The sequence below is a fragment of the Maritalea porphyrae genome, assembly GCF_030159895.1.
GTDB classification, from domain to species: Bacteria; Pseudomonadota; Alphaproteobacteria; order Rhizobiales; family Devosiaceae; genus Maritalea; species Maritalea porphyrae.
This window is the reverse complement of record NZ_BSNI01000002.1, coordinates 671513-685132: the sequence shown is the minus strand read 5'-3', so window position 1 is coordinate 685132 and position 13620 is coordinate 671513. Positions and strand designations below refer to the sequence as shown.

Genomic DNA, 13620 nt, shown 5'->3' with positions numbered 1-13620 from the left:
TTAACTTTTGATGTAAAGTCATTCTTCAATTTCTTTTAGTCGTTTTTGGTCTGAACTGATCCATTTTTGGAATGAACGCCGCACCGGCCGCAGACGCCGTCACACCAAAGGTCACGCTCGCCATATCGCCACATCGAATGAAGGAACCGTTTTGCTGCCGACAAAAAATTCAACATCCTCGCTCACATCAAGCTCGACGCTTTCACCGCCAAAGTTGAAGGCGAAATTTAACGCCCCGCGCCGGGCGGTTCTCAATGTCGTTGCATTTTGTTGACCGAGCTCGACCCCAGCCCAACCGGCCAGTCTTTCAACCACCTCCGCCAGCAAGTCCGGCGTAAAATGCGTTGCGCCGTACCAGCACTTGTCGTTTCCAACCAGCGCAGGATCATTGTCACGATAGTCGGACATAAAATGCGCGATAACATTTTCTGAAGTGACTATGTGCTCGCGCCAATTGCCAACAGGGCCATGGATATCGCCGATTCTGACGCGGTCGCCAGCATAAGACGGCAACGATTCCACGCGGTTTACTTGTACATTTACAAGCTGTGAGAAACTACCAGGCGGCAGGTTGTCCGGGATGTGCATATCTGCTGTTTTGCTCCCGGTGCGAGCACCAAGATACACCTTTGCGTCACATGCTGTCAGCTTCTCCACAAAGTCAGGATTATCGACAACCATATCCGGCACGATTACCAGCTGATATCCGGCCAAATCCGAATGCGGCCCGACAATATCTAGATCCAACCCACGCGCTGAAAGGGCGGAGTACCAATCCATTGCGACACGCGCACTGGAGTAGTCGGCGCCCTGAGGCAGCGTTTCCGCTGCCCAACGGGACGTATAGTCCAACACCAACGCAACTTGCGCTTTTTGGCGCTCGCCTGGCTCGGGCAATGCCGCCATTTCTTTGGTAATTTGGGCAACCTCTAAGTACGCCCGATCTGGTTCGGAATTCGGCAATAGCAGCCCCGCATGGAACTGCTCCTGGGCGAACTTAGATTGCCGCCACCGGAAATAGCAGACCACATCTACACCATGAGCAAATGCCAGCCATGTCCATAGGCGCACCATGCCGTCTTGCGGGGCTTGATTGTGCTTTGCCCAATTCACAGGTCCGGGCTGCTGCTCCATAATCCATGCTTTTCCGCGCCCGACTTGACGGTAAAGATCATTATTAAATGCGGGCTGATCAGGAATGCCGACGCGCAGCAACCTTGCCTTGTCGTCGTCACTCATTCCCGCATAGACCAACGCGCCCATCGGGTAACTATCCCACGAGGCGAAATCGATATCTTCACCTACTTTGTAATGATCAAAGTCCGTATTGTGCCCCATAAAGTTATGCGTTACAGGCCGGCCAGGCGATAGTTCTCGCAGCACGTCGACCTGCGCTTTGTTAAATCGCACCACTTGATCGGAAGAAAACCTGTAGAAATCCAAAAGATGCGTTGGACTTGGTTCTTCAACCAACCCGTTTGGCAATTCGATTTGCGAAAAGGACTTATAAGCCATTCCCCAGAATACAGTGCCCCAGGCCTTATTTAGCGCCTCGATACTTTCGTAGCGCCCAGCCAACCATTGCTGGAAAGCCGACTGTGCAGCTGCGGAATAGCTATAGATCGTGTTGTGATCGCCATACTCGTTGTCGATCTGCCAAGCATGAACATATGGGTTTTGTCCGTAGCGCTGAGCGAATGCTCGCGCAATTCGCACAGCGTGCTCGCGGTAAATGTCACTTGAAAAGCAATAGTGACGGCGCGCGCCGAACTTTCGTACGTTGCCGCTTTCATCTACAGGCAATATTTCAGGGTGTTTATCCACCAGCCATTTAGGTGGCGCGGCAGTTGGCGTACACATAACAACTTGCAAACCTGCGTCGCCCAAAACCTTTACAGCGCGGTCGAGCCAACCCCAGTTGAACTCACCCTCACTTGGCTCAACCAATGACCACGTAAACTCGGCAATTCGCACCCATTTCAAACCAAGCTCAACCATTTTGCGGGCATCATCAGCCCACATTTCTTCTGGCCACTGCTCAGGATAATAACAAACACCAAGTTCCAACATAAACGCCCGCCAATCACACAACCCGCACCACCACTTCGCGGCACCGGAATCACAAATAACTAAAACTCTATCGCACACATCGAAAAAAAATTAAACGATTATATTTTACGATATCCAGTCTACAAACACGCGACCGCGAAAAAGGATGATTACCGAGTTGGCCCGAAACACCACAAAAGCACGACAAGAAATCCTTGTCTACGCAAGCGTTTTCAACGATCAACTTACGACAAGAGAAACGCAGATCTATTAAGCAGTTGCCCAGGTTCAAACAACCACTTTGGACACCAGACAGCCGCCTTATGTGAATTCGCAATTGGGCAACATCTGATAGCCTGAGGCTACAGTGGGTCGAACACAGAGCACGATCCTTATAGTCCTAGACTTCAACCCCTTTGTACTTGCAGACCTTGCTAATTGATCATCATGTGGAGGCGAATGGTGTTTTCCAACTGGCGAGATGCTTAGATTTGTTTCCTTTGCTCCCGGCACGAATCCCCATGACATTACTCACTTATTCTAGATGCTATTATGTTTTCACATGTGGGCGTGAGGCCGGTTGTGAAAGCAGCTGGGCCAAAGGAAATGCTGTCACGCCTCAATAGACTGTACGACCAATCTGTTTCCGACGCCCGGACGTTATGAGCTTATTCAATACAGACCTGAACCCTCATTTTACTATATGGAATGACTCATCACAAATTCTGTCGAAACAGACAAATCTTGATGTCTACCTCTCTCTGCCAAACACCATGCTCAGACATTCAACTTGATTACCAAGCACCAAAAACAGAGATGCGGCAAATTCAATTTCAAGTCCTACATGGGCATTCCCTGCAGGCAAGTAATTCCAACGGCTTATAGTCACGACATCAAAAACTACGCCGATTTACTCACCCCAACTAGAGCCATCTAATGAGCGCAAGGAGGTATACCGCTGCCAAAGACCGACAACTCTTGCTGAGTGTGGTTTCATCCTGATCGCCTCCATGTTTTATTGTTAGGAGATTTCTACCCCATATTAATGCATGAATGTCGTACTATCCAAATGATCTACTAGATTCAATAAACCGTCACGCCACATCCAATCATGACTGCATAGCGGCACGCCGCATAATGATCATTTCTCCAGTACTTGTGCATTGCTTAATGGAAGAAAAAAAGGATTTGTTTTTTTCCGCGCGATAAGAAATTGTAAAGGAATGTAAACTTTGCAAGAGGCTGCGCGACATGGGGAAACAGAAGATCCAGAATATGGAAGAGTTTGCCGAGTTTAGCGGCATATCGCGTCCCACACTCTCAAAGTACTTTAATGATCCAGATAGCGTTCGACCAAAAACTCGCGACAAAATCGAGCGGTCACTAGCGAAATGCAATTATCAACCGAATATTTTTGCCATCAATCAAAATAGAAAGCTGACAAAGAATGTTGGCATAGTGGTTCCTTACCTAGCGGATCCATTCTTTGCTGAGATGGCCCGCGGAATCGAGACATTTGTTATTGCGGCTGGATATCGGCCGATTTTGCTCAGCTCGCATGGTGATCCAGAGTTAGAGAAAGACAATTTGGCATCACTTCGGGCTATTAAGCCGGCAGGTGTTCTGATGGCGCCATTGGGACGCAGCTCAGACCGCGCTGCGATCGAAGCGTTTTGTGCGGACGTGCCCACGGTTTGCTTTGACGCAAATATTGAAGGCGTTGGCGCAGCATTTGTAGGACACAATAACGTCCAGGCAATGGAGTTGATGGTAGAGTATTTAGTTCGAAGCGGAGAACCTCCAACATTTTTCGAAATGCGCAACCCGCCGAACCCCAATGCGAATAAACGCCGCATGGCCTATATCGACACTATGGAAGCGCTGGGTCATACACCGCACGTCATTCAGGCAGAGGGCGAAGGTTGGAAAATTGAAGAAATTGGATTTCACGAAGGTCGAAAGGCTTTGATTGATGGCGCATTTGCGACGAAGACGGTTTTTTGTTCAAATGATCGGTTGGCCATCGGTTTTTTGGCGGCGGCTTATGAACTTGGATTGCGCGTTGGGCTAGGTGCAGATTGTGCGTTGCGTGTAGCTGGACACGACAATCATCCATTTTCGAGTTTCACCTGTCCCACCTTGACCACTGTTTCCCAAGACTATGCCGCGATTACGGCACGCTGTGTCGAAATGCTCGTTGAGTTGATCGAAGGACAACAGCAACAGAATACACGAGCAACAATACTGATTGATGGCAAATTGACCATGCGGGCATCTGCATAGCAAAACTTTACGCGCGTAAAATTAAATATTGACTGCCGTTGATTTTCTTAATATGGTTTCCTTCGTTGTCACTATCGAAGTGACAGTTCTTGGGAGGAAATTATGAGAACATTGAAATCCGCGGCTCTTGGCCTTGCGGTTTGCGCAACAAGCGCGATCGCTATCAACGCCGCAGAACTAACCATCGCGATCGTGAACAACGGTCACATGATCAACATGCAAAAAGTTGCAGAAGCCTATACCGCAGAAACAGGTGTGGAACTCAACTGGGTTTCACTGGAAGAAGGTGTGCTTCGCGAACAGGTGACATCTGATACAGCAACCGGTGGCGGCCAATACGACGTTATCAATATCGGCATGCAAGAAGCGCCTATTTGGGGAGCTGCAGGCTGGATTGAACCGCTCGAGTTTGGGGCTGACTACGACATAGAAGATATGCTTTCGCCTATCCGCAATGGCTTGTCGCATAACGGCACGCTTTACGCCGCACCATTCTACGGCGAATCTTCAATGGTCATGTACCGCAAAGATCTGACCGATGCTGCTGGTGTTACAATTAGCGACAGCGACAATTGGAACAATATTAAAGCCGCAGCCGCGGCCATCCACAACCCAGATGACGGCGTTTATGGCGTCTGCTTACGCGGAAAGCCTGGCTGGGGCGACAATATGGCGTTCATTACAACGGTTGTGAACTCGTTCGGCGGCGCTTGGTTTGATAAAGATATGCGCCCAACCATTGATTCAGATGAATGGCGTGCGGCGATTAATTTCTATGTCGATCTGCTTGGCACTTACGGCCCTCCAGGATCTGAAGGTAACTCGTTCAACGAAATCCTTGCGCTATATAATGAAGGCAAATGCGGCATGTGGATTGACGCCACTATCGCAGCTTCATTCCTAGAAGTTGATGGCGTTGCCTATGCGCAGTCACCTCACGCAGGTAACCCAGTTGGTGCCAACTGGTTGTGGGCTTGGGCAATGGCAGTTCCTGCTGGTTCGCCAAACGCCGATGAAGCCAAGAAATTCATCGAGTGGGCAACATCTAAGGATTATGTTTTGGCAGTTGCAAATCACCCAGATTTCGGATGGGGTTCGGTTCCTACCGGCACACGCGTCTCAACTTACGCGCACCAAGAGTTCCTTGCGGCGGCTCCCTTCGCCGAAGCTGAAATGATGGCGCTGCAATCTGCTGCTCCTGAAGCTACAGAAGTGAAGCCATATGTTGGCGTTCAGTTCGCTGCTATCCCAGAATTCCCGCAGGTTGGATCAGCGGTAGCACAAGAAATGGCTGCAGCCTTGTCTGGCGCAAAGTCAGTTGACGAAGCACTGGCAGCATCACAAGCTGCTGCAGATGCCATCATGTCAGAAGCCGGTTACTACTAAGCTTAGCCGGTAAGAATGAAGGGCCCGAATGCCTCCTGGCTCGGGCCCTTCAATCAAAAAGCATTCACGCATGAATGTTGATTGGAGCGAAGCCTTGCTCGCCTTTATGATGCAAACCCAATATGTCGCTCAATAAGTGGAATTGATATCATGTCCAAACGTACATTGCCTCGATTACTGCAAACACCAGCGGTCTTGCTGTTGCTGGTTTGGATGCTAGTCCCACTTTCAATCACACTATATTTTTCATTCATTCGATATGTTTTGGCGAGTTTAAACCGCCCAGAATGGACAACGCCAAGCATCACCAATTGGCGGGGCTTGGGGAACTATATATTTGTCTGGAACAATGATGGGTTCTGGCTTGCAATATACAATTCAGTTTTCATCGTCACATCAATTATCGTTTTGACGGTAGTCCTTGGTTTAGCAACCGCAATTCTGGTCAATAGGTCTTTCCCTGGTCGCGGAATCGTGCGCGTCCTGCTGATTTCTCCGTTTTTCGTGATGCCTGCGGTGAACGCCGTGCTTTGGATCAACATGATTTTGGACCCAGTACTTGGTCTTCAAGGAATTGCTGTAAGCGGAATAAACGAGTTTTCTGAAAACATGCGAAGTGCCCCGCTAATTGGATGGTTCTTCTCGCTCTGGCCAGAGCTTACGCCAATTTCATTTCGCGCTTCGCAAACGTCTGCGATCGCGGTGATCATGATGGTAACTTGGCAATGGACGCCATTTGCTGTGCTTATTTTTATGACCTCTCTTCAATCTGAGGATCAGCAACAAAAGGAAGCCGCAATTCTTGATGGCGCCGGAAAATGGGCAATGTTCCGCTTTTTGACGCTTCCTCACCTGGCACGTCCAATGTCGATCGTTGTGATGATCCAGGCGATTTTTCACCTCTCTTTGTACGCGGAAATCGAAATTGTCAGCCGCGGCAATGGAAACAAGAACTTGCCTTATCTTATTGGAGAAATGGCAACCAACAACATCGGCGCTGCAAGTGCAACAGGCATTTTTGCGGTCATTTTGGCAAACATCTTTGCGATCTTCCTTTTGCGAATGATCAGCAAGTCACTGATGGAGTAGGGATACATGGCTATCGTTGCAGAGCAATCTAGATTTTCCCGCATTTTCTGGCCGACATTGGCTTGGATTACCGCGATCGTCGTATTCTTCCCAATCTTTTGGTTAGTCTTCACGAGTTTTAAAACCGATGCAGACGCTGTGAAACCTGAATTCTTATTTAAGTTCACACCGACGCTCGAAAACTATTCAAATATGGTCGACAATTACGACTACTGGCGCTTCGCCGGTAATTCGATCATCACGTCAGTTTTTGCAACAATCTTTGCCTTGGTGGTCGGCGTACCGTGCGCCTATGCGATGGCATTTGACCCAACGCGCGCCACCAAAGATGTTTTGATGTGGATGTTGTCCACCAAGATGCTGCCAGCTGCAGCAGTGCTCTATCCAATGACGTTTCTCACAAAGAACTTCCTTGGGATCTATGACACCAAATTTCTCGTGATTGTGGTGTTGATGCTGGTCAATCTGCCAATTGTGATTTGGATGCTGTTTTCCTATTTCAAGGAAATTCCAAAGGAGATCATCGAAGCTGGAAAGATGGATGGTGTGGATACTTGGGGTGAGATCAAAGAGATTTTGATCCCTCTTGCATGGGGTGGCATCGCATCTACAGCGCTCCTAACGTTCATCTTTTGTTGGAACGAAGCATATTGGACCGTCCGGTTGACCACCACAGATGCCGCAACACTTTCCAGCCTTATTGAGGGAAATCGTGCCCCGGAAGGTTTGTTCTTCGGACGACTCTCTGCGGTGTCTACCGCAGCGATTGGCCCCATCGTGGTGCTGGGTTGGTTCTGTCAAAAACAATTGGTCAGGGGTCTGACCTTTGGCGCAGTGAAATAGGAATTCGAAATGGGAAGCATTAAGCTTAAAAACGTCACCAAATCATTTGGCGATACCGAAGTCATACCGCCACTAAACCTCGACATTGAAGAAGGTGAATTTGTCGTTTTCGTAGGTCCTTCAGGTTGCGGCAAATCAACATTGCTTCGTCTGATCGCGGGACTTGAGAATACAACGTCCGGCGAGGTGATTATTGACGGTGAAGACGTCACTGAAGTCACCCCATCAAAACGCGGCTTGGCCATGGTGTTTCAAACCTATGCCTTGTACCCGCACATGACCGTGCGGAAAAATATCGCCTTTCCTTTGCGCATGTCTGGAATGGACCCTGCCGAAATTGACAAGCGTGTCGCGGCGGCTTCGACTTCGCTGAACCTAAACGACTATTTGGACCGAAAGCCTGGGCAACTCTCTGGTGGTCAGCGTCAACGAGTTGCAATTGGTCGGGCGATCGTTCGTGATCCGTTAGCGTTCTTGTTCGACGAACCGCTTTCGAATTTGGATGCGGCACTGCGTGTTGGCATGCGGTTGGAAATTAGTGAGATGCACAAGCAAATGGGCACCACTATGATCTATGTTACGCACGATCAAGTCGAAGCCATGACTATGGCCGACAAAATTGTTGTGTTGCAATCTGGCCGAATTGAGCAGGTTGGCAGTCCACTGGAGCTCTATAATAGCCCGTGCAACACCTTTGTTGCTGGCTTCATCGGGTCGCCAAAGATGAACCTTTTATCTGGAAAAGCTGCCGAAAAATACAATGCCCATACCATTGGCGTACGGCCCGAACACTTGTCAATTTCAGATGTGAAAGGTGATTGGGAGGGCGTTGTTGGTGTGTCTGAACATCTTGGTTCAGATACGTTCGTCCATGTGCATTTCGACGGATCGAGCGAACCGCTTACTGTTCGGGCTGATGGTGATCTTGAGCTAGAATATGGCGCTAAGGTCTATTTGACTCCCGACTTGAAGAAACTGCACAGGTTTGATGAGAACGGCCGGGCTTTTAAATTATGAGACTGAAAGACAAAACGGCGCTCATCACTGGCGCGGCGCGCGGTATTGGACTTGCGTTTGCCCAAGCTTACGTCCGCGAAGGCGCCCGCGTTGCGATAGCTGATATCGATATAAAGCAGGCAAGAGAAGCAGCCGCGCGAATTGGAGACGCTGCGATCGCTGTAGAAATGGATGTGTCTAGACAAAGTAGCATCGATGCAGCAGTGCACGAGACTATCGAACAATTTGGGCAGATCGATATCTTAATCAACAACGCAGCGCGGTTCACCGCCGCCCCACTATTAGAAGTTGAGCGAGGCGAGTTTGACTCTATTTTCAACATCAATGTTGCTGGCACCTTGTTCACGATGCAAGCGGTAGCCAGCCATATGATCGAACGCGGCAAAGGTGGCAAGATAATTAACATGTCAAGCCAAGCTGGCCGACGGGGAGAAGCGCTGGTTTCAGTCTACTGCGCGTCAAAAGCTGCTGTGATCAGCTTAACGCAGTCAGCAGGTCTTGGTCTGATCAAGCATGAGATCAATGTAAATGCCATCGCACCTGGGGTTGTCGACGGCGAGCATTGGGATGAAGTGGATGCATTCTTTGCGAAGTATGAAGGCAAAAAACCTGGTCAGAAGAAAAAAGAAGTTGGCGACGCCGTTCCTTATGGGCGCATGGGCGTAGCTGAAGACCTTGTTGGCATGGCAATTTTCCTCGCGAGCAGCGAGAGCAATTACGTCGTCGCGCAAACTTACAATGTGGACGGCGGACAATGGATGAGCTGATGGAGAAACGTCCTTCTGAGTCTCAACCGGCGCCGGTGAAACTCAACGACGCAACACTGCAATCGTTACCAACAGCGATCCTGCGGCCCAAATATGATCGCGCGAGCCTTAGCGCTGGCATTCTACATATTGGCGTTGGCAACTTTCACCGTGCACATCAGGCATGGTACCTGCACAGGCTGATGCAGGAAGGAGAAGCCTTCGATTGGGCCATTGTCGGTGCGGGGATCCGTTCCTACGATGAAACGCAACGCAAGAAATTGAAAGCTCAGGATTACCTGACAACGCTTATTCAACTGAACCCCTTGGGCAGTTCTGCCGAAGTGACAGGCGCTATGATTGATTATGTGCCGGTCGATACGAACAATGCACCGCTTATCCATCGGATGAGCCAGCCTGACATAAGAATCGTCTCGCTTACCGTAACCGAGGGCGGGTATTACATTGACCCTGTAACGAAGACATTCAACGCAAAACATCCTGATATACTTCACGATGCTGAATGTCCTGACCAGCCAATTACAGCCTTTGGCGCAATGGTCGCCGCGCTTAAGCAGCGGCGTCAGACGGGAGCAGGTCCCTTCACTGGATTGTGCTGTGACAATTTGCAGGGAAATGGGGAAATATTGCGCCAAACTGTTGTCTCGTTAGCGCAGCTAACTGATCCCGATTTAGCCGATTGGATCAATACAAATTGCAGCTTCCCAAACTCGATGGTCGATTGCATAGTTCCGGCGACCGGACCAAATGAGCTGCGTCTAGCGAGCGACATTGGCGTAAACGATGCTGTTCCGGTAACTCATGAAGAATTCCGACAATGGGTAATTGAAGATGACTTCTGCGCGCAACGCCCGGCTTGGGAAAAAGTCGGTGTAACAATCACTAAGGATATTCACGGCTATGAAGCGATGAAAATCCGGTTGCTCAATGGCGGCCATCAAGTGATCTCTAATGTCGGGGAACTGTTGGGGGTTAAGACCATTGCCGACTGCATGGCGCATGAACAAATTGCAGCGCTCCTCAACAAAGTAGCACGCGAAGAGATTGCACCGCATGTGCAGTCTGTTCCCGGAAAAACCCCTGCAGAATATATCGACCTCATCGTTCATCGATTTAGCAATCCACGCATTGCAGATACGACCCGCCGGGTCGCATTCGATGGCTCGTCTCGTCACCCGGGATTTCTGATCCCATCGCTTCGAGATGCAATTGCAAAAGGCAGTCCGTTTGAAGGACTGGCGCTGGCTGAGGCTGCATGGGCGCGAATGTGCGAAGGCACCAGAGAAGATGGCAGCACGATTGAGCCAAATGATCCGAATTGGGATGAATTGCACATTGCGGCAACGCGCAGCAAACAAGATCCCGCCGTTTGGCGTGGGCAACGACAATATTATGGCGATTTAGCGGACAATCCCGAATTCTCCGACGCTTTTGATCGCTGGTTGGGCCTAATTTGGGACAAAGGGATAGGTGTCGCAATTGACACTTATCTTGGGAATTAGCTTGTAGGGTTTCGACAGGTCAGTTAACCACGATAATGCATTAATCCCGCAAAGACGACCGCTGCTGGTATATCTGGCAAACCGATGAATTGGCCACTCTATCAACTTCTAGTACGCCTTCTAGTGGGGAGAGACCTTGACCTTTTTACGACCACGTTATCTTGGCTGCTATAGTGACAGTCGCGACAACAATCTGAACCTTTTGCGATTTCTTGCTGCCTTCGCGGTTGTTTGGAGCCACGCAACATTGGTGGTAACGGGCGAAACGGCCACTGAGCCGTTGATGCAAGAGACCGGCTATACTCTAGGACATCTATCCGTAAATGTCTTTTTCATCATCAGCGGATTTCTGATCGCGCAAAGTTTGCAGCGTTCGAAAGACCTCATCGAATACTTCGTCGCCCGATTCTTGCGACTCGTACCAGGACTGTTCGTAACGGCCATTGTGACGGCTTTTGTCATAGGTCCATTCATGTCTGAATTGGGTGCGGCTGGATATTTTTCACAGCTGGCAACTTGGACATATGTGCCTCTCACCAGTTCGATGCTCATTGATAATGGCGAATTGCCGGGACTATTTGCAAATGCGCCGTCGGCATTTGAGGTAAATGGCTCACTTTGGACATTGCGATGGGAAGCAATGGCCTATGTTGGTCTGGCTTTGTTGGGTTCCGCCGGGTTGCTCGCAACACGGCTGCGCTTCGGTGTGTTTTTCGGTCTATTTCTGGCAATATATATCGCGATTACTATGTGGACCGATTTGCGAGAAACCATTGGCGCGGTTGATCACATAATGCGTTTCGGGTTGTGTTTTTTGCTCGGCACTTTTGCCTATGTATACCGCAAAAAAATCCCAGTCACCTTACTCATTGGACTGCCACTTGTTCTACTGCCAGTGTTGCTGCGTGAAACTGGTGTTTATCAACTGGCGCTAGTTCTGGCCATGGGCTATGCAGTCTTTTGGCTTGCGTATGTCCCAAACGGTCTGGTTCGGAAGTTCAATGGTTGGGGCGATTTTTCATATGGCATCTACATATATGGCTTCCCCGTCAAACAGGTCATGATCAGCCTGTTCCCGCAATTAGATGCGGCCACTTTGATGTTAATTGCATCGCCCATAATCCTACTACTTGCGATCGCCTCATTCTATTTGGTTGAGCGACCATCAATGCGCAAGCGAGGTGAACTTGTTAGCAGAATACGCAAATGGAAGCCGCTAAACGCGCGCGAGCAGACAGCCTCGTCGCCGGCCGAATGATTGTTATCGCCTAAAGCCGAAGACTTCATTTCGAACGGCGGCGTTCTCGCAACGCTAATCGAAATTTTGCGTCGGATGCGATCTATACAATTGAAGAAGAAATTGGTGGAGCCAGACGGGATCGAACCAAATTCCGGCGAGTGCATTTTGATCGTCTTCACATGGATACATTTCGTCAAAAACGAACTGGCACATGCTTGTTAGTGCCTCGTCCGATTTGCCAAAGCGTACGTGATTGGATTCGCAGAAGCTTTTTAGTTTTTCAATGCGTTCGTCAATCTGAGAAACGTACATCTCAAAATCTTGTCTTGCGACAGCGATATTACCTTCGGCAAGATCACCGTAACGCGGCGCTTGCAGCGGATAATAGGCGTCTAGATTGATGGTTGATGCCGCTGCAGATTGCACTTTGTGAATTGATTTGTTTGAGCGACCAAGATTGAGTATTTGGGCGAGCTGTCCAGCTATTCTATTCAACGTAAAACCTCGATCTAAAATATATGTATTCTGGATTATTGTTTAAGTAAGGGTGCGAGACCAATGGTCTCCAATATTCATCAACTCTAGCCTGATAATTGTTGTCCTGCCAACACTTGTCAGCAAGTTCCCGCAAGAGTGCAAAGACTAAAACGAAATCTGCGTGTCTGATTGGTTGATCAGCGCGTTGAGAAGCCCGGTTCGGGTGCTTTCAATGTGCTGTTGCATCAGGGACGTTGCAGCCTGGGCATCGCGCGTGCGAAGCGCCGCAATAATACCTTGATGATCGGAATTGGTTTCAAAGTTCACGTCGCGGGCGCGGGTGCCCATATATAAAAATCTAGTGCCCTCTTCCAAGTGCCGCTCGATCAGCGAAATCAGCCTTGGATTGTTCGAGGCTTTGGCGATGCCGATGTGAAACCGATGGTTGCTGGCTACAAAGCTCTTGGTGCTTTCGCCTTCGCCAATTTGATATTTTGCGCGCGCTAAGTCTTCAAGCTGATCGAGATTTTCTTCTGTTGTATTTTTGGCGGCAAGGCCTGCGGCCGCGCCCTCCAATATCGAGCGCAGTTCAAAGAGATTGTTCATGTCTTTTACGGTGACCGGGGTGACCCGATAGCCGCGCCGGGGGAACGCTTGCATCAACCCTTCAAGGCATAAACGCCCCATGGCCTCGCGCACCGGCGTTTTGCTCATCTCAAGCATGGCGGCAAGCTCTGCTTCTTTTACGTCCGCACCAGGGGGCAACTCGCACGTGATCACCTTTTCGCGCAAGGCAATATAGGCCTGCTCGGTCAGCGAAGATGCGGTGCGCTTTTCGGTCTGGTTCATGCAAATTCCAAGTCAGCTTTTTGGGCGTAATGCGTTCAATAGCACATTAACAAATCTCTTGTGATATATCACGTGATATTTTATAAAGACGGTTGCGCAATGCATCAGGTTTGAGGGG

11 protein-coding genes are annotated in these 13620 nt (G+C 49.4%); 8 read left to right on the top strand and 3 right to left on the bottom strand.

Going from position 1 to position 13620, the window contains the following annotated elements; genetic code table 11:
- Nucleotides 1–111: 111 nt before the first annotated feature.
- Nucleotides 112–2070 (bottom strand): beta-galactosidase, encoded by a 1959-nt coding sequence (locus QQL65_RS06830; protein ID WP_284363034.1) that lies wholly within the window; start codon nt 2068–2070, stop codon nt 112–114.
- A 1230-nt stretch (nt 2071–3300) separates the two neighbouring features.
- Here QQL65_RS06830 and QQL65_RS06825 point away from each other — a divergent pair.
- The 8 genes from QQL65_RS06825 (at nt 3301) to QQL65_RS06790 (ending at nt 12194) form a co-directional block, all read left to right on the top strand.
- The gene (locus QQL65_RS06825; protein WP_348529136.1) at nt 3301–4332 is read left to right on the top strand and encodes a LacI family DNA-binding transcriptional regulator; all 1032 of its coding nucleotides are present in this window, start codon (nt 3301–3303) and stop codon (nt 4330–4332) included.
- Between the two features lie 102 nt (nt 4333–4434).
- Entirely contained in the window at nt 4435–5718 is a 1284-nt protein-coding gene (locus QQL65_RS06820; RefSeq protein WP_284363032.1) for an ABC transporter substrate-binding protein, read from the top strand.
- Nucleotides 5719–5868: 150 nt separating this feature from the next.
- On the top strand, nt 5869–6807 hold the full coding sequence (locus QQL65_RS06815; protein WP_284363029.1) for a carbohydrate ABC transporter permease: 939 nt from the start codon (nt 5869–5871) through the stop codon (nt 6805–6807).
- A 6-nt stretch (nt 6808–6813) separates the two neighbouring features.
- A complete protein-coding gene (locus tag QQL65_RS06810) occupies nt 6814–7650 on the top strand; it encodes a carbohydrate ABC transporter permease (RefSeq protein WP_284363027.1) in 837 nt (278 codons plus the stop codon).
- A 9-nt stretch (nt 7651–7659) separates the two neighbouring features.
- Nucleotides 7660–8667, top strand: a complete 1008-nt coding sequence (locus QQL65_RS06805; RefSeq protein ID WP_284363025.1) for an ABC transporter ATP-binding protein — start codon at nt 7660–7662, stop codon at nt 8665–8667.
- The gene (locus QQL65_RS06800; RefSeq protein WP_284366236.1) at nt 8661–9434 is read left to right on the top strand and encodes an L-iditol 2-dehydrogenase; all 774 of its coding nucleotides are present in this window, start codon (nt 8661–8663) and stop codon (nt 9432–9434) included. The genes QQL65_RS06805 and QQL65_RS06800 overlap by 7 nt, the downstream gene beginning before the upstream one ends.
- Nucleotides 9422–10936, top strand: a complete 1515-nt coding sequence (locus tag QQL65_RS06795) for a mannitol dehydrogenase family protein (RefSeq protein WP_284363023.1) — start codon at nt 9422–9424, stop codon at nt 10934–10936. The genes QQL65_RS06800 and QQL65_RS06795 overlap by 13 nt, the downstream gene beginning before the upstream one ends.
- 136 nt (nt 10937–11072) lie before the next feature.
- Nucleotides 11073–12194 (top strand): acyltransferase family protein, encoded by a 1122-nt coding sequence (locus QQL65_RS06790; protein ID WP_284363021.1) that lies wholly within the window; start codon nt 11073–11075, stop codon nt 12192–12194.
- Between the two features lie 54 nt (nt 12195–12248).
- Here the strand turns inward: QQL65_RS06790 and QQL65_RS06785 are convergent, their stop codons facing one another.
- Both QQL65_RS06785 and QQL65_RS06780 read right to left on the bottom strand, forming a co-directional pair.
- Nucleotides 12249–12602, bottom strand: a complete 354-nt coding sequence (locus tag QQL65_RS06785) for a hypothetical protein (RefSeq protein ID WP_284363016.1) — start codon at nt 12600–12602, stop codon at nt 12249–12251.
- Between the two features lie 216 nt (nt 12603–12818).
- Complete coding sequence (locus QQL65_RS06780) at nt 12819–13502, bottom strand: GntR family transcriptional regulator (protein WP_284363013.1); 684 nt, start codon at nt 13500–13502, stop codon at nt 12819–12821.
- Between the last annotated feature and the right edge of the window lie 118 nt (nt 13503–13620).